Source organism: Neorhizobium sp. DAR64860/K0K1 (assembly GCF_050500205.1).
In the GTDB taxonomy this organism is placed as follows: domain Bacteria; phylum Pseudomonadota; class Alphaproteobacteria; order Rhizobiales; family Rhizobiaceae; genus Neorhizobium; species Neorhizobium soli.
The window spans coordinates 3,394,868-3,411,066 of sequence record NZ_CP191459.1; the positions used below are offsets into that span (position 1 = coordinate 3,394,868).

Here is a 16,199-nt window from a genome sequence, read left to right on the forward strand (position 1 = left end):
GGATCCCTCAGGCCGAAAGACCGGAAAATTCCTTGAGGATGGCGTCGCCCATGTCGCCGGTGCCGACCTGGCGGCAGCCGTCAGCCATGATGTCGCCGGTGCGGATGCCCTGGTCGAGAACGTTGGCGATCGCCTTTTCCAGGTTGTCGGCTTCGGTGATCATGTTGAACGAATAACGCAGGCACATGGCAAAGGACGCGATCATGGCGATCGGGTTGGCGATGCCCTTGCCGGCAATATCCGGTGCCGAACCATGGACCGGCTCATAAAGCGCCTTGCGCTTGCCGGTCTTGCCATCGGGGGCGCCGAGGGACGCGGACGGCAGCATGCCGAGCGAACCCGTAAGCATGGCCGCAACGTCGGACAGCATGTCGCCGAACAGGTTGTCGGTGACGATGACGTCAAACTGTTTCGGGGCGCGAACCAGCTGCATGCCGCCGGCATCGGCCAGCATGTGGTCCAGCTTCACATCGGAATATTTCGCCTTGTGGATTTCGGTGACGACCTGGTTCCACAGCACGCCGGATTTCATCACGTTGCGCTTTTCCATCGAGCACACGGCATTCTTGCGGGTGCGCGCCAGTTCGAAAGCAACGCCTGCGATGCGTTCGATCTCGTAGGTGTCGTAGATCTGGGTATCGATGCCGCGCTTCTGGCCGTTGCCGAGATCGATGATTTCCTTCGGCTCACCGAAATAGACGCCGCCGGTCAGTTCGCGGATGATCAGGATGTCGAGCCCGTCCACCAGTTCGGGTTTCAGCGAAGAGGCGGCGGCAAGCGCCGGATAGCAGATGGCCGGACGCAGATTTGCGAAAAGCTCCATATCCTTGCGCAGACGCAGCAGGCCGGCTTCCGGGCGCACCTCATAGGGCACACTATCCCATTTCGGACCGCCGACGGCGCCGAACAGGACGGCATCGGCCGCCATCGCTTTTTCCATATCCGCGTCGGAAATGGCGGCGCCATGCGCATCATAGGCGCAGCCGCCGACCAGACCTTCGTCGGTGACGAAATCGGCACTCATGGCGTCGTTCATATGGGCGATGATCTTGCGCACTTCGCCCATGGCCTCTGGACCGATGCCATCACCGGGAAGCAGGAAAAGGTGTTTTGCCATTGTGCAGATGTCCTTGATTGTTCAGGCGGCGGTTGGGCAGCTGTTTCAGGAAGCGCCGGCACCGATGCGTGCGGTCACTTCGATCTCGATTTTCATTTCAGGGGTGGTGAGGCCGCAGACGATCATGGTCGCTGCCGGCCGAATCTGGGCAAATACCGATCCGACGACCTCGACCACGGCATCGTAGTCGGCCATGTCGACGAGATAATAGCGCACGCGGACCACGTCCTTCAGGCTGCTGCCGGCTTCGCCAAGCGCTTTTGCGATAGTGGCGAGCGCGTTGCGGGTCTGGTCAGCGACATCGTCAGGCATCACCATCAGGGCATAGTCATAGCCCGTCGTGCCCGAGACATAGACCATGTCACGGTCAACAACTGCGCGGGAATAGCCGATCCGCGCTTCGAAGGGTGATCCCGAGGAGATATGCGTGACCATCTGATGACCCTCAGAGCCAGGGGCGTTCCGTGCTGTTCTTGTCCTCGAAACTCGAGATCACGGCGTCGCTCTTTAATGTCGAAGCAATATCGTCGAGACCTTCCAAGAGGATCTGGCGTCGGCCGGGATCGATGTCAAAATGCAGCGAGCCGCCATCCGGACCTGTGATCTTCTGCGCTTCGAGATCGATCGAAATGACGGCATTGGAGCCGCGATCCGCATCGTCGAGCAGCTTTTCGAGATCTTCTGGAGACACGATGATCGGCAGGATGCCGTTCTTGAAACAGTTATTGTAGAAAATATCGGCAAAGCTGGTCGAGATCACGCAACGGATGCCGAAATCGAGAAGTGCCCAAGGCGCGTGCTCACGCGACGAGCCGCAGCCGAAATTGTCGCCAGCCACCAGGATCTTGGAATTGCGATAGGCCGGCTTGTTCAGGATGAAATTCGGGTTTTCCGAGCCATCCTGGTTGTAGCGGGATTCCGCAAACAATCCCTTGCCGAGACCGGTTCGCTTGATGGTCTTCAGGTAGTCCTTGGGAATGATCATGTCGGTGTCGATGTTGACGACCGGAAGCGGCGCTGCGACGCCTGTGAGTTGCGTGAACTTGTCCATGATCTGCCTCCAAGGGAGTTGTCGTGAAGGCCAAATAAAGCAATTTGCCGCCGATTTGAAGGGCATTATGCCTTCAACCGGTACTCCGCTGCGCCAGAGCGCGCAGGCGGAGCGAACATGATGACGCTAGAGGTCGATGATGGTACCGCGGCCGTCGTTCCACACACGGATATCGCGGCTGGCCGGCTTTGGTCCGAACGATTTCGCTCGCACGGGTACAGGGTTCAACCTGGTCGAGATCGCCCTACCAATTGAAAGAAGGACGAGGATTCCGGCAAATGCGACGGTCAGAGACGCTGTAAACAGCGCCGCCATGGCAAGCACCGCAATAGCTGAGGCGACGACGAAAAATGCACGAATGTTTTGCATGGATCATACCTTTCAACGTCTGAAATGTGGGACCGGCCGGCCCCGCTTACAAGTGGTTTCACGACCTCCTGTCTTGCCGAGGACCAAAAAGCTTGTCACAACCACGTTATGACTTTTCCCAATGATTACATGGTCCCGAAGCGATGGCCGCTTTGATCCGGCGCTCGCTCCTGAGCGTTCCCCCAAGCAACACCCGTGCGCTTTCGAAAATCCCGCAGCTCGACTGCGACGGCGTGATTTTCGATCTGGAGGATTCCGTGGCCTCCGGACAGAAGGCGGAAGCGCGGGATAACCTCCGCAGAAGCTTTGCCGAGCTGAATTCCGATGGTCTCGAGACGGCTATCCGGATCAATCCACTCACAAGCGAATTCGGTCCTGCGGATCTCGAGCTCATCGTCGAACTTCTGCCGGATGCGGTGGTCATTCCCAAGGTTGAGCATGCGGACGACGTTCGGGTGATCGCCGAGCGTCTTTCTCAGTCGGGCGTGCCGGAGAGGGTCTCTATCTGGGCGATGATCGAAACGCCCCTCGGCGTCCTCAACGCCGCCGAAATCTCGAGCGTGGGCGGACGGATCAAATGCCTCGTCGTGGGGCTCAACGATCTTCGCAAGGCAACGGGTGTTTTGCCGCAACCGGGGCGGGCCAATCTCATACCCTGGTTGATGCAGGTCGTGCTGGCGGGCAGGGCCTATGGTGTCGATGTGATCGACAGCGTGTTTAACGATTTCAAGGACGAAGCCGCGTTCGAAGCCGAGTGCGCCCAGGGCCGCGCCATGGGATTTTCAGGCAAGATGCTGATCCATCCGGCGCAGATCGACGCGGCCAACCGTCATTTCGGTCCTGATGATGATGCGCTTGAAGAGGCGCGCGCCATCATCGAGGCCTTCCGCCAGCCGGGAGCCGAAACGCTCAACGTCATCAACCTCGACGGTCGCATGGTCGAGCGTCTGCATCTCGAAGATGCGGAAAAGCTCGTCGCCAGCGCGGCGGTCATCGCCAACAGAAAGAGAAAGCCATGAAAGTATATCGTTTCATCACCGGTCCTGACGATGCCGCCTTTTGTCACCGGGTGACGGCGGCGCTGAACAAGGGCTGGGAACTCTCCGGTTCGCCAAGCTACGCCTTCAACGGCAAGACGGGCGAGATGCATTGCGGCCAGGCCGTGATGAAGACCGTAGAAGGCAAGGAATACAGCCCCGACATGAAGCTCGGCGAGCAGTAAAAAGCTAGGCCGAGGTGTGTCGGCCAGCGCTGGATCAGCGCTGGCTTGCTTCCTCGGCGCTCGCCTCGATGCGCTCCATGTCGTCGTCACTCAGGCCGAAGTGATGGCCGATCTCGTGGATAAGGACGTGGGTGATGATATCGCCCAGCGTTTCCTCATTCTCCGCCCAGTAATCGAGGATAGGCCGGCGATAGAGCCGGATGCGATTGGGCAGTTCGCCGGTTTCGACCGTAAACCGTTCCGAAATGCCACGTCCTTCGAACAGGCCCAGAAGGTCGAACGGCGTTTCCAGCGCCATGTCTTCGAAAACGTCGTCGTCCGGAAATTCTTCGACCTCAATGGTGAGGTTCGTTGTAAGTTTGCGGAATTCGTCCGGAAGGTGGCTGTAGGCTTCTAATGCCAGCGACTCGAACGTGCTGATCGTCGGCGCATGGCGATCCTGCCAATCATCGGTCTGGTCAATGCGGGCCATGGGATCTCCTTCCAACTCAGGCACATATAATACCTGAAGCAGCTATTTCGAGAAAAGAATCATTGCGATAGCTTTTAGAGGAAAAGATTCCTGATCGGCAGCTGTTGACTCTTTGCCACTTGTCTGGAATCCATAAGAACATAAAGCGAACATTATCGATGGAGTTAACGCCATGGCCAAAGGTGCCTGGGCGCGGGAGAGACTTTTGCCCTGCGCAAGCCGATCTCGGAGACGGAAAGCGGTTGGCGAGCTTGCTCCTGATGCTCTTGTCTGGTCTCGATTGGAACCCGCGTGACCGCCTGTTTTCGATCCCCTCTGGCGCATGGACAGAGGCGTATTCTGACACTCGTGTTCCCGCGTCTGTCAACAGACAGAATCGCGCGCCGCCGCTGGGGTATGGACTGGCGGTCTTCCCGCCATCACGACCATCCACCGATCGTCTTTGCCGGGCGCCACGCCAACAGGATGTGCCTGACAGTGCTCGACGCGGCCGCCGAACGCCTTAACCTGAAGCTGGGGCAGGGCGTTTCAGAAGCGCGAGCGATCTTTCCGGAGCTCGACGTGATGGACGAAGACGATGATGCCGACGCGGCGCTTCTGATGGCGCTCTCCGACTGGTGCGACCGATATACGCCACTGGTGACGCTAGAAGGGCGCAACGGGCTCTCTCTGGATATCACGGGCTGTGCGGATTACGGTGGCGGAGAGCAGGGCTTGCTCGGCAATGCCTCCCACAGACTCCGTCAGATGGGTTTCGACGTCAAAGGGACACTCGCATCTTTTCCGGGCGTGTGGAGCGATTCTGCTTCTGCCGCGGACGGAACTTATGGCGGCGCGTTGTTTCGATCGAGTGACGTCCGAGCCTTTTCAGAGATATCGCAGCGACACAGCAGCCGGTTAGGCATCACTGCCTCCGATCACGGATCGTTGATAAGGGGGTTATGATATGTCAATTACCGGGCTGGATTCTTTCTTGACATCGCTTGTCCTCTTTTGCAAAAAGTCTGTATCGAGGTCAATGTTCTCCAGGTCGATCCAAAATGCTGGTTTGCAGTTGCAATTACATCACCGAAAGGGAGATCAAGGATACGATCATCCAACTCCTCACTGAGGACTGTTGGCAGCTTATCGTTCCCGTCAAGGTCTACCATGCGATGGAAAAACGCGGCCGTTGCTGCGGTTGCTTTCCCAATGTCGTCGATCTGATCATCAAGACCACTGAGGAATATCACGCCCAGCGGCACTCGACGGAAGCTGACGTGATCGTCTATATGTCGCGCTTGAAACAACTCCACGAAGAAAACAGGAGAGCGGACATTGAAAGGCGACTTACAGGTCATCGAGCGGCTTAACGAGGCACTCTTCCTCGAACTTGGCGCTGTGAACCAATACTGGCTGCACTATCGTCTCCTGCATGATTGGGGTTTTACCAAGCTTGCCAAGAAGGAGAGGGCCGAATCCATCGAAGAGATGCAGCATGCCGATCGCCTGATCGACCGCATCATCTTTCTCGAGGGTCATCCGAACCTTCAGACGCTGGCACCGCTTCGCATCGGCCAGAACGTCAAGGAAGTTCTCGAAGCCGATCTGGCTGGCGAATACGATGCCCGCACCGCCTACAAGGCGTCGCGTGATATCTGTCACGCCGCCGGCGACTATGTCTCCATGAAGCTTTTCGAACAGCTGCTGATGGATGAGGAAGGTCATATCGACTTCCTGGAAACGCAGCTCGAACTTCTCTCGAAGATCGGCGAAGAGAGATACGGGCAGCTCAACGCGGAATCAGCCGACTCCGCTGAGTAAAGCTCAAATCATCGACACTCTATCGCTCGAGCCCGGTGGAAGATGCTTTCACCGGGCTTTGCTTTATCCGACCAGCGCTAACCGGACGTGCAATCAGCCTGCCGGCGCGAGGTGGGCAAATTCGGCGACGACCCTGTCATAGACCGCGCGCTTGAACGGCACGATCAGGCCGGGCAGATCCTGCATCGGCTTCCATTCCCAGGCATCGAATTCAGCCGTATGGCCGCCCGGCGGCGGGTTGATGGCGATCTCGCTTTCATCGCCGTCAAAGCGGAAGGCAAACCAGCGCTGCGTCTGGCCGCGATACTTTCCCTTCAGTCCGATACCGATCAGGTGTTCCGGAAGATCGTAATTGATCCACTCGCCGGCTTCGGCAAGCAGCGCGACGGAACGCATGCCCGTTTCTTCGTACAGTTCACGATAGGCGGCGGGCAGGGGATCTTCGCCCTTGTCGATCCCGCCCTGCGGCATCTGCCACAGTTGCGGAGACCCGTCGAATTCGCTGTTGCCGGCAGCAATGCGGCGTCCCGCCCAAACGAGGCCCTCGCTGTTGAGCACCATGACCCCGACGCAGGGACGATAGGGAAGATCGTCCGCTTTCACCGGTTTCTTGTGATCCTTGGCCATATCATTCCCCTTGCTTCAAGGTGCCACGCTCTCGCGGGCAAGCGTCGATACACCGACGATTTCAACACCGCGTTGCGAGGCTTCGTCGGCCCATTTGCGGATCGCCGCGATGCTCTCGTCGAAGGCGGAGGCGATGCCGATTGCCGTTCCCTTGCGTTGGGCTATCCGCTCCAGTTCGTCAAGTTTCTTGAGGATCGCGTCGGATTGAAGCTGACCGTCCAGGGTCAGGTCACCGAAGGCGTGCGGCAGTTGCATCGCCTTTGCCAGCACCTCCGTCTTCGACTGGGCCGAGGTGCCGTCATCGAGGAACAGCAGGCCGCGGGAGGCCATGTCGCGCAGGACAGGCTCAAGCGCCTTGACGTCGGAGAGATAGCGGCCGCCCTGGTAGTTTATGATCCCCGTATAGTTGGTGATCTCGCCCATCGCCACATGCAGTCGCTCAAGGTTCTTTGCCGCCGGATCCTTGACGAGAAGCGTGCCGGGTCCGGGGTCGTTGGCCGGGTAGTCGTAAGGCTCGAACGGGACCTGGATGAGGATTTCATGGCCCGCGCGGCGCGCTTCCTGCATCCAGCGCTGCAGACTGTTGCCGCTTGCGGCAAGGCCGAGCGTCACGCCTGATGGCAGTTGCTGGATGGCGCGCTGGGTGCCTGTCTGGCTGAGACCGAGGCCGCCGACCACGATTGCGATCCTTGTGCCGCGGGCACCGGACCAGGGACGTGCATACTGGTCCATGGGCCGGCTGCCGTCCTCGCCGAGGATCGGCAGTTTGCCGTATTCCGTGTCTTCCAGAAGAGACGTATTCGGCTCTGCCGCAAATCGCGGGTCCTGGCCAATTCTCTGGGCATTGATAAGGACGGGACCGTTTCCATCCCTTGCGCGCGGCGTGTATTTTGTCACGACCGAGCCGTCCGCCATCCGGTTCTGCTCAATGGTCGCGCCGGAATTCGGATTGGACCGGGGCATGCCGTTGGGGTTGGCATTTTCGGGAGAAACTGCATCATCGGCAGGTGTCTTGGGGGCGATCGCCGTGGAGGAGGGGGGCTCGCTCGAGGCGATGCGCTCAAGCTGAGGGTCGTTTCGCATCGCATAGATCGACAAGCCGACGACGGCAATCACGCCGATGCTTCCTAAAACGGCAACGGCCGACAGGCGACGCGCCGTTCGTCGCTTCGGCGGCCGGTTTTGACCGAGCGGTGCATGGAGATCGCTGCCCAAGGGATATGCCCGCGTCTGCGCTGCCGAAATGAATGCGGTCAGGCGGCTGTGATGAAACAGCCGCCTGACCGGTTTGCCTGATTAGTTCTTGACGGCGGCCGCAGCCTTGTCGGGGCTTGCCGGGAAGGACGGGTCTGTCTTTGTCCCATGCAGCAGGTCCATGGCATAGTTCAGCTGCAGGTCGTCCTTGGTTTCCGGCGGCACATAGGCAGCCGAACCGGAACCTTCGTCTGTTTCGGCCGCGCCCTGGATATGGCCCTTGAGGCTCGACTCGCCCTCGGCGCGGACCTTGCCCTGCAGTTCCGGCGGCAGCGGCTGTTCGACCTTGATGTCAGGCGTGATGCCCGTTCCCTGGATCGACTTGCCCGATGGCGTGTAATAGAGCGCCGTTGTCAGACGCAGCGCACCGGATTCGCCGAGCGGAATGATCGTCTGGACGGAGCCCTTGCCGAACGAGCGGGTCCCGACAACAGTCGCGCGCTTAAGGTCCTGAAGGGCACCGGCGACGATTTCAGACGCTGAAGCCGAGCCGCCGTTGACGAGCACAACCACCGGCTTGCCATCGGTCAGGTCGCCAGGGCCGGCATTGAAGCGGCGTGTCTCATCCGCATTGCGGCCGCGGGTGGAAACCACTTCGCCGCGTTCCAGGAAGGCGTCGGAGACGTTGATCGCCTGATCCAGCAGACCGCCCGGGTTGAGGCGCAGGTCAAGCACGAAGCCCTTCAGCTTGTCCGCAGGCACGTCGGCCTTGATCTTCTTGATCGCCTTTTCGAGATCGTCATAGGTCTTCTCGGTAAAGGAGATGACGCGCACATATCCGATGTCGCCGCCTTCGACGCGGGATTTCACGGCGCGCACGGCAATGATGTCGCGCATGACGGTGATGTCGAGTGGCTTGTCGGCACCCTGTCGGATGACCGTCAGCTTGATCGGCGTATTGACGGCGCCGCGCATCTTTTCGACGGCGTCCTCAAGTTTCAGGCCGCGAACAGCCTGGCCATCGATTTCAGTAATGAAGTCGCCGGCAAGAATGCCAGCCTTGGATGCCGGCGTGTCGTCGATCGGAGTGATGACCTTGACGAGCTCGTTCTCCATCGTCACTTCGATGCCAAGACCGCCGAATTCACCGCGCGTCTGGGTGCGCATGTCTTCGGCATCTTTGGAATTCATGAAGCTCGAATGCGGATCCAGCGAGCTCAGCATGCCATTGATGGCATTTTCGACCAGCTTGTTTTCATCCGGTGGCGTCACATACTGGGCGCGAACCCGCTCGAACACGTCGCCGAAGATCGACAGTTCCTTATAGGTGGAAGCCCCGGCGGCCTGAGCCGGGACACCGGCCGAATAAATGACGCTCATCGCGGTCGCACCCAACAGTGCTCCGACGATGACAAGAGAAGCCCTACGAATCATTTCGCGCCCTTCCAGTTTCTTTGCTGGCCCACCACGGTTTAGAATCAACCGGAGTGCCGTCTTTTCGGAATTCAATGTAAAGCGTCGGGCGATCCGTTTCCAGCGCCAACGCGGTCGCACTTGCTACTCTTTTCTCACCCATGGCAGCGATCGGTTCGCCAGCAAAGACAAACTTGCCCTGCCGCGCGTTGACCATGTCCATTCCTGCCAGAACAACATGATAGCCGTCGCCGGCGTTCAGGATGATCATCTGGCCATAGCTCCGGAATGCACCGGCAAACACGACCAGCCCATCGGCCGGTGCCGTCACCACTGCGCCGGGGTTGGAGGCCACGGTCATACCGCGTGCCGGGTGTCCCGTTCCGTCTGCATCGCCGAACGCACGCAATATTTCGCCGGCAACTGGAAGCTCCAGTTTTTGCCTGAGGCTTGAAAACGCGTATGCGGGCGCAATGCGGTTTTTGTCGGGCACGCCGCTTTCGGCCAATTGCCGGGCTTTCTCGCGTTCCTCTTCGGACATCTGCCGCCGACGCTCTTCCTCGGCACGGGCCAGATCCATGCCTTCGCGCACGGATGCGATCTGTCCCTCAAGCCCCTGAATAAGATCCTGAAGCGAGGTGGCGCGGCCGACAAGTTCTTGAGAACGCGCGCGTTCTGCGGCGAGCTGTCTTTCGTTCTCGGCGTTCAGCTTGGCGTTTTCAGCCAGCAGCAGGTTCATCCGCCGTTCTTCCTCGACGCCTGCCGTGATGGTTTGCGAAACGGTTTCCTTTTCCTTGGCCGCCTCTGCCTGAAGGCTCGCGAGATTTTGAAGATCCGTGACCAGCCTTTCGGCCTCCGCCCGCATGCCGGGCACGACGGCGCCGAGCAGGATGGCGCTTCTGACGGAACCCAGCGCATCATCGGGCGACACCAGCAGCGCCGGCGGCGGGCTACGGCCCATGCGTTCCAGAGCACCCAGCACCTCGGCGAGGATCGAGCGACGCCCCCTCAGGGCCACGCGGATCTTGTCTTCCTGCACTTTCAGCGAAGCGAGCTTGTCTTCGCTCACCTGGATCTTCGACTGCAGATCCTTGCGCCGCGCGGCTGAATCGATCAGCGCCTGGCGCATATCCGCAGACGTCTTCTTGATGCCGGAAATGCTGTGCTCGATCTGAGCGACCTTTTCCGACGAAAGGCTCATGCTTTTGGCCAGCACTTCCAGCTCGCCGCGGGTCTCATTGCGTCTCTTCTGAAGATCGGCGGTCGGATCCGCCAAGGCTTCGGTCGCGGGCGGGGAGGGTTGTGCCGCAGGCGGTGCCGCTTCCTGTGCTAAGGCAATCCAGTGAAAGGGCGGCAGACGGAGAGGCGCGAAGGCAAGCGCCGATGCCATCGCTGGCAGCGCAAGGCCCAGGGCTATGGCTCTCCTGATCGTCATTGCGTTCTCGAATCTGCAGCGGACCTGCGAAGGCTAGGCTGATTCGCCGGGGCCAGCCATAAACAACATCGTGTTTCGCAACATCGGCGCGGAAGGTAAACGAAGTCTAAACGCGGTGGTAGGGATGGCCTGAAAGGATGGTGACGGCGCGATACAGCTGTTCGGCGATGAGAATGCGGACCAGCTGATGCGGCCATGTCATAGAGCCGAGATTGAGGACGACATCAGCGCGTGCCCGAAGATCCGGGTCCAGCCCGTCGGCGCCGCCGATCGCGAGCATCATGTCGCGCTTGCCGCCGTCCTTGTACTTGTCGATCAGACCGGCAAACGCCTCGCTATCGAGCGCCTTGCCGCGTTCATCGAGCAGAACGAGGATGGCACCATCGGGAAGGGCCTTTTCGAGTGCGGCGGCCTCCTCGCGCTTTCGCGTTTCGGCATTGGAGGCGCGGCTTTCCGGCACTTCGATCATCCTGGCAAGTTCGAGCCCGATCGCGGGCCCGGCCTTTGAGAAACGGTCGAGATAACGGGACGCAAGATCCTTCTCCGGTCCGGCTTTGAGCCGTCCCACGGCAAAAAGGCTGATGCGCATGTCCTGATCCGTTGTTTTCAGAGCTCTCGGCTGCCACTGCGCCGCCACGTCGTCAACGCGCCGCCGTCAGCATGCAATCGTCGCCCCTTGTCGGCTCAGGAACGCCCCGGCCTGTTAGTGAAGCACTGTGCCTTCCTCGACATCCGGAGCGGCCCACATCTTTTCGATGTTGTAGAACTCACGGATTTCGGGACGGAACACATGGATGATGATATCACCAGTGTCAATCAGCACCCAATCACCCGTCTCCATGCCTTCGACACGGGCCCCGCCGAGGCCCTCTGCTTTCAGGTCGGTGATGAGGTGATCGCAGATCGCCATGACATGCCGGCTCGATCGTCCGGAGACGACGACCATGTAGTCTCCGAGAGCGGATTTTCCGGCAATATTGATGGTGACGATATCTTCTGCTTTGGAGTCCTCGAGGCTCGTGAGGACCTGATCGAGGGCATGGGCGGCGGCATCATCGCCACGTTCCAGGCTCTGCGGAATGACGGAGGCCGTCCTTCCCTTGGCGTGTACTGTTGTCAGGGTCGTTCCTTTCGTCCGGTAACAGCAACATCCTCTTCGCGCGAATCCCGTCTGATGACCGGCCGCATAAGGAAGGTGGCATTGAATGCTTTATCTTTCAAGTGATCGGAATGTTCCAGTTTTAGGAATCGGAAGTCTTTCCCGATGCCCGGATTGCCGTTGAACTGAGGGCCGAACGCGGACCGTGGATGAAGGTCCAAGCGGGCGGACGGCGCTTCCACAGCGTACCGGCATCTGTCTCGTCGACACGGGCATGCTGGAATGTGCGGGCCATCTTTGATGACAGTAAGGAAAGGGTGGCACCCGGCCGGTCTATCACGGCGATCGGGAAGGTAGAGACGATCTCCTGCCACTTCTGCCAATGGTGGAAGGTCCTGAGGCTGTCTGCACCCATGATCCAGATGAAATGGATATGCGGATTGCGCGCCTTGACGAAGGAGAGCGTATCGGCGGTATAGGCGCCGCCGAGTGCTTTCTCGAATGCGGTGACCTTGATGCGCGGATCCTGGATCAGCCGCTCGCTCATGGCGATGCGGTCGGGGAGGGACGCGAGTTCCGACCGGCTTTTCAGCGGATTGCCAGGTGTCACCATCCACCACAGCTGATCGAGTCCGAGCCGGCGAAGGGCGATTTCGGCGACCAGAAGGTGACCTTCATGTGGAGGGTTGAACGAACCGCCAAAAAGGCCGACGGCCATGCCCCGTTCCACATGCGGCATGGCGAGATGGCGTCTTTCGATCCGTTCTATCGTCACGTCAGGGCCGGATCTGGCCGGTGCCGTGCACCTTGTATTTGAACGAGGTCAGCTGTTCGACGCCAACAGGGCCGCGCGCATGCATCTTGCCCGTGGAAATGCCGATCTCGCCGCCCATGCCGAATTCACCGCCATCGGCAAACTGGGTAGACGCGTTGTGGAGCAGGATCGCCGAATCGATCTCGTTGAAGAAGCGCGCGACCACGGCCGGATCTTGCGCAATCACCGCTTCGGTGTGGTTGGACGAATAGGTGTTGATGTGGCGGATCGCACCGGAAATGCCATCGACGATCGCCACCGAAATGACGGCATCGAGATATTCCGTGCGCCAGTCTTCCTCGTTCGCAGGCTTGAAGCCCGGGTGAACCTTGAGCACGGCCGCCGAAGCGCGGATTTCGCAACCGGCTTGCGTCAGCGCCTCCAGCACCGGCATCAGGTGGGTCCCGATGGCAGCGCTGTCGACCAGCAGTGTTTCGGCCGCACCGCAGACGCCGGTGCGGCGCATCTTGGCGTTGACGACGATCGCCTTTGCCATTTCCAGATCCGCGGAGGCATCGACATAGATGTGGCAAAGGCCTTCCAGATGCGCAAAGACCGGCACGCGGGCTTCGGACTGGACGCGGGCGACCAGGCTTTTTCCGCCGCGGGGAACGATGACGTCGATAGCGCCGGAGAGGCCCGACAGCATGGCGCCGACGGCCGCCCGATCGGTCGTCGGCACGAGCTGGATCGCATGTTCGGGTAGACCCGCCTGCTTGAGGCCCGCCACCAGGCAGTGATGGATTGCCTGCGATGAATGGATTGAATCCGAGCCGCCGCGCAGGATCACCGCATTGCCGGCCTTGAGGCAAAGCGCGCCGGCGTCGGCCGTCACGTTCGGCCGGCTCTCGTAGATGACGCCGATCACGCCGAGCGGCGTGCGGACACGTTCGATATGAAGCCCGTTCGGGCGATCCCAGGCGGCGATCACTTCACCGACCGGATCCTTGATCGCGGCGATTTCCCGAAGAGCCTCCGCCATGCCGGCGATCGACTTTTCGGTGAGCGTCAGACGATCGATGAAGGAGGGAAGGAGCCCCTTGCCCTCGATGTTGCGGAGATCTTCGGCATTGGCGCTCAGGATCTCGGCGCTGTTGGCGAGAACCAGATCGGCCATGGCATTGAGCGCATCATTCTTCTGCTCGGTCGATGCCGTCGCCAATGCGCCGGCCGCAGCCTTTGCGTTGACGCCGATCGCATCCATGATTGCGGCAACGTCGGTCATCTGGACCTTATCCAACATGGACGGCATCCTCCTTGCGGGTGGTCGTGCGCCTGATCGCGCCTGTCATGACAAGGTCGTCGCGATGAACCATGGCGGCACGGCCGGCATAGCCCAGAATGGCTTCGATTTCCGTCGATTTGCGGCCTGTGATCTGGCGCGCTTCGTCGGCATCGTAGCTGACAAGACCGCGGGCGATCTCGCGGCCTTCCGCGCCGATGATCGCGACCGTATCACCCCGGTGGAAATTGCCCTCGATGCGGCGCACGCCGGCTGGTAGCAGACTTTTGCCAGATCCCAGCGCGCGTTCGGCCCCTTCGTCGACGACGAGTTCGCCAGCCGCCTGCAACTGTCCGGCAATCCAGGTCTTTCTTGCCGTCACCGGTGTGCCAGATGGGGCAAACCAGGAGGATCGCGCGCCGTGTTCGATGGCGCGCAGCGGATGATCCGGCTTGCCCGATGCGATGATCATGGCGCAGCCCGCAGTCGTCGCGATCTTGCCGGCGTCGATCTTGGTGCGCATGCCGCCGCGCGACAATTCAGATGCCGCACCGCCGGCCATCGCCTCGATCTCGGGTGTGATGACATTGATGATATCCAGAAACTGCGCATCCGGATCGAGATGCGGCGGTGCCGTGTAAAGACCGTCGATATCCGACAGCAGAACCAGAAGGTCGGCGCCAGTCATGGTGGCGACGCGCGCGGCAAGCCGGTCGTTGTCGCCGTAGCGGATTTCGGATGTGGCGACGGTGTCGTTTTCGTTGATGATCGGGACCGCGCCGATCTTCAGAAGCTGATTGATCGTGGCGCGGGCGTTGAGATAGCGGCGACGCTCTTCCGTATCGCCCAGCGTCAGCAGGATCTGTCCGGCGACGATCCCGTCATGCGACAGGCTTTCCGACCAGGCGCGGGCCAGCGCGATCTGGCCGACGGCTGCCGCTGCCTGGCTTTCCTCGAGCTTGAGGGCGCCGTGGGCCAAGTCGAGCACGGTGCGGCCGAGCGCGATTGCGCCTGACGAGACCACCAGAACCTCGATACCCTTGGCCCGAAGCTCTGCGATATCGGCGCAGATCGCGCCGAGCCACTGAGATTTCAGGCCGGTCTTGCGATCGACCAGCAGGGCTGAACCGATCTTGATGACGATCCGGCGATGGCCGGCGAGCGGCTTGCAGCCGCCATCACCTTGCCCGGCTAAGGACTGCTTTTGACCGATCTCGTGGCCTGGCGTCATTCGTCGACGTCCTCATCGGACTCCTGAACAGGAACGGAGCGGTTCGGCAGGGCCGTGTCTTCGCCGACGCTTGCCGCGACGATGACATCGCGGAGCGCGCGCAGAACATCGGTCATGCCCGTGCCGGTGATGGCGGAGATCAGGAAAGGTTTTTGGCCGCAGGCTTTCTCAAGCTCCTTGGCCTTCTTCTTCAGTTCCTTCTCGTCGAGCACATCGATCTGCGACAGCGCAACGATTTCGCGCTTGTCGGTCAGACCGCCACCATAGGCCTGAAGCTCGGTCTTGACCGTCTTGTAGGCCTTGCCGACTTCTTCCTCGATGGAAGACACGAGGTGCAGCAGAACGCGGGTGCGTTCCACATGGCCAAGAAAGCGATCGCCGATGCCAACGCCTTCATGAGCGCCTTCGATCAGGCCCGGAATATCGGCGAGAACAAACTCGCGGCCGTCGATCGTGGCGACACCGAGGTTCGGGTGCAGCGTGGTGAAGGGATAGTTTGCGATCTTCGGGCGGGCGCGGGTAACCGAGGCCAGGAAGGTGGATTTTCCGGCATTCGGAAGGCCGACAAGTCCTGCATCGGCAATCAGCTTCAGCCGCAGCCAGATGGTGGCTTCCTCGCCCTCAAGGCCAGGGTTTGCCCAGTTCGGTGCCTGGTTGGTGGCGTTCTTGAAATGCGTGTTGCCGAAGCCGCCATTGCCGCCCTTGGCAAGCCTGAACCGCTGACCCTCCTTGGTCATGTCGATGATCAGCGTTTCGTTGTCTTCCTCGAAGATCTGCGTGCCGACCGGAACCTTGAGCGTGACACTGTCGCCATTGGCGCCGGTGCGGTTGCGGCCCATGCCGTGGATGCCGACCTTTGCCTTGTAATGCTGCTGGAAACGGAAATCGATCAGCGTGTTGAGGCCATTGACGGCTTCGACCCACACGTCGCCACCACGGCCGCCATCGCCACCATCAGGTCCACCGAATTCGACGAACTTTTCCCGTCGGAACGAAACTGCGCCCGCGCCGCCGTCACCGGAGCGGATATAGACTTTTGCTTCGTCGAGAAATTTCATCGGTCTGGTAGTCCTGTTCTTGGTCGCTCCCGCTCTCCGGCGGGACGTACTTAAGGTTTTCGATACCGTCCG

The 16,199-nt window shown here is 60.3% G+C and carries 20 protein-coding genes; 5 read left to right on the forward strand and 15 right to left on the reverse strand.

The genetic code is table 11. From position 1 onward, the window contains the following. Positions 1 to 7 precede the first annotated feature (7 nt). The 4 genes from leuB to ACQY1J_RS21040 form a co-directional block, all read right to left on the reverse strand. A complete protein-coding gene (leuB, locus tag ACQY1J_RS21025; protein ID WP_430250765.1) occupies positions 8 to 1,117 on the reverse strand; it encodes a 3-isopropylmalate dehydrogenase in 1,110 nt (369 codons plus the stop codon). 45 nt (positions 1,118 to 1,162) lie between these two features. After that, entirely contained in the window at positions 1,163 to 1,552 is a 390-nt protein-coding gene (locus ACQY1J_RS21030) for a RidA family protein (protein ID WP_184655582.1), read from the reverse strand. A 10-nt stretch (positions 1,553 to 1,562) separates the two neighbouring features. Continuing rightward, positions 1,563 to 2,168 carry a 3-isopropylmalate dehydratase small subunit gene (gene leuD / locus ACQY1J_RS21035; RefSeq protein ID WP_430250766.1) on the reverse strand — a complete coding sequence of 202 codons (606 nt, stop codon included), beginning with the start codon at positions 2,166 to 2,168 and terminating at the stop codon, positions 1,563 to 1,565. 126 nt (positions 2,169 to 2,294) lie between these two features. Beyond that, positions 2,295 to 2,537: a hypothetical protein gene (locus ACQY1J_RS21040; RefSeq protein ID WP_062462792.1), complete on the reverse strand. Its 243-nt coding sequence runs from the start codon at positions 2,535 to 2,537 to the stop codon at positions 2,295 to 2,297. A 143-nt stretch (positions 2,538 to 2,680) separates the two neighbouring features. Between ACQY1J_RS21040 and ACQY1J_RS21045 the strand changes: the two genes are divergently transcribed. Further along, positions 2,681 to 3,556 (forward strand): HpcH/HpaI aldolase/citrate lyase family protein, encoded by an 876-nt coding sequence (locus ACQY1J_RS21045; RefSeq protein ID WP_430250767.1) that lies wholly within the window; start codon positions 2,681 to 2,683, stop codon positions 3,554 to 3,556. Next, positions 3,553 to 3,759, forward strand: a complete 207-nt coding sequence (locus ACQY1J_RS21050; RefSeq protein WP_062462785.1) for a DUF1737 domain-containing protein — start codon at positions 3,553 to 3,555, stop codon at positions 3,757 to 3,759. Before ACQY1J_RS21045 ends, ACQY1J_RS21050 begins: the two co-directional genes overlap by 4 nt. Positions 3,760 to 3,793: 34 nt before the next feature. Here the strand turns inward: ACQY1J_RS21050 and ACQY1J_RS21055 are convergent, their stop codons facing one another. Next, positions 3,794 to 4,231, reverse strand: coding sequence for a metallopeptidase family protein (locus tag ACQY1J_RS21055; RefSeq protein WP_062462782.1), 438 nt, complete (start codon positions 4,229 to 4,231; stop codon positions 3,794 to 3,796). Between the two features lie 477 nt (positions 4,232 to 4,708). Here ACQY1J_RS21055 and ACQY1J_RS21060 point away from each other — a divergent pair, with 477 nt between their 5' ends. The 3 genes from ACQY1J_RS21060 to bfr all read left to right on the forward strand — a co-directional run bounded on the left by ACQY1J_RS21060 (position 4,709) and on the right by bfr (position 6,034). After that, positions 4,709 to 5,176: a hypothetical protein gene (locus ACQY1J_RS21060; RefSeq protein ID WP_139283918.1), complete on the forward strand. Its 468-nt coding sequence runs from the start codon at positions 4,709 to 4,711 to the stop codon at positions 5,174 to 5,176. Between the two features lie 95 nt (positions 5,177 to 5,271). After that, complete coding sequence (locus ACQY1J_RS21065; protein WP_062462776.1) at positions 5,272 to 5,583, forward strand: (2Fe-2S)-binding protein; 312 nt, start codon at positions 5,272 to 5,274, stop codon at positions 5,581 to 5,583. Continuing rightward, complete coding sequence (bfr, locus tag ACQY1J_RS21070; RefSeq protein ID WP_062462773.1) at positions 5,549 to 6,034, forward strand: bacterioferritin; 486 nt, start codon at positions 5,549 to 5,551, stop codon at positions 6,032 to 6,034. Before ACQY1J_RS21065 ends, bfr begins: the two co-directional genes overlap by 35 nt. Positions 6,035 to 6,127: 93 nt before the next feature. Here the strand turns inward: bfr and ACQY1J_RS21075 are convergent, their stop codons facing one another. The 10 genes from ACQY1J_RS21075 to obgE all read right to left on the reverse strand — a co-directional run bounded on the left by ACQY1J_RS21075 (position 6,128) and on the right by obgE (position 16,127). Continuing rightward, positions 6,128 to 6,661: an RNA pyrophosphohydrolase gene (locus tag ACQY1J_RS21075; protein ID WP_062577041.1), complete on the reverse strand. Its 534-nt coding sequence runs from the start codon at positions 6,659 to 6,661 to the stop codon at positions 6,128 to 6,130. 15 nt (positions 6,662 to 6,676) lie between these two features. Then, on the reverse strand, positions 6,677 to 7,876 hold the full coding sequence (locus ACQY1J_RS21080) for a divergent polysaccharide deacetylase family protein (protein ID WP_430250768.1): 1,200 nt from the start codon (positions 7,874 to 7,876) through the stop codon (positions 6,677 to 6,679). 81 nt (positions 7,877 to 7,957) lie between these two features. Beyond that, complete coding sequence (locus ACQY1J_RS21085) at positions 7,958 to 9,289, reverse strand: S41 family peptidase (protein ID WP_062462763.1); 1,332 nt, start codon at positions 9,287 to 9,289, stop codon at positions 7,958 to 7,960. After that, positions 9,279 to 10,703, reverse strand: a complete 1,425-nt coding sequence (locus tag ACQY1J_RS21090) for a murein hydrolase activator EnvC family protein (RefSeq protein ID WP_430250769.1) — start codon at positions 10,701 to 10,703, stop codon at positions 9,279 to 9,281. The genes ACQY1J_RS21085 and ACQY1J_RS21090 overlap by 11 nt, the downstream gene beginning before the upstream one ends. Positions 10,704 to 10,809: 106 nt before the next feature. Then, on the reverse strand, positions 10,810 to 11,292 hold the full coding sequence (gene rlmH / locus ACQY1J_RS21095; RefSeq protein ID WP_062463039.1) for a 23S rRNA (pseudouridine(1915)-N(3))-methyltransferase RlmH: 483 nt from the start codon (positions 11,290 to 11,292) through the stop codon (positions 10,810 to 10,812). Positions 11,293 to 11,406: 114 nt separating this feature from the next. After that, positions 11,407 to 11,823, reverse strand: a complete 417-nt coding sequence (gene rsfS / locus ACQY1J_RS21100) for a ribosome silencing factor (protein ID WP_062577032.1) — start codon at positions 11,821 to 11,823, stop codon at positions 11,407 to 11,409. Between the two features lie 121 nt (positions 11,824 to 11,944). Beyond that, the gene (locus ACQY1J_RS21105) at positions 11,945 to 12,541 is read right to left on the reverse strand and encodes a nicotinate-nucleotide adenylyltransferase (protein ID WP_430252023.1); all 597 of its coding nucleotides are present in this window, start codon (positions 12,539 to 12,541) and stop codon (positions 11,945 to 11,947) included. A gap of 37 nt (positions 12,542 to 12,578) precedes the next feature. Continuing rightward, positions 12,579 to 13,859, reverse strand: coding sequence for a glutamate-5-semialdehyde dehydrogenase (locus ACQY1J_RS21110; protein WP_430250770.1), 1,281 nt, complete (start codon positions 13,857 to 13,859; stop codon positions 12,579 to 12,581). Beyond that, positions 13,849 to 15,069 (reverse strand): glutamate 5-kinase, encoded by a 1,221-nt coding sequence (gene proB / locus ACQY1J_RS21115; RefSeq protein ID WP_430250771.1) that lies wholly within the window; start codon positions 15,067 to 15,069, stop codon positions 13,849 to 13,851. Before proB ends, ACQY1J_RS21110 begins: the two co-directional genes overlap by 11 nt. Beyond that, positions 15,066 to 16,127 carry a GTPase ObgE gene (obgE, locus tag ACQY1J_RS21120; RefSeq protein ID WP_430250772.1) on the reverse strand — a complete coding sequence of 354 codons (1,062 nt, stop codon included), beginning with the start codon at positions 16,125 to 16,127 and terminating at the stop codon, positions 15,066 to 15,068. Before obgE ends, proB begins: the two co-directional genes overlap by 4 nt. Positions 16,128 to 16,199: the final 72 nt, after the last annotated feature.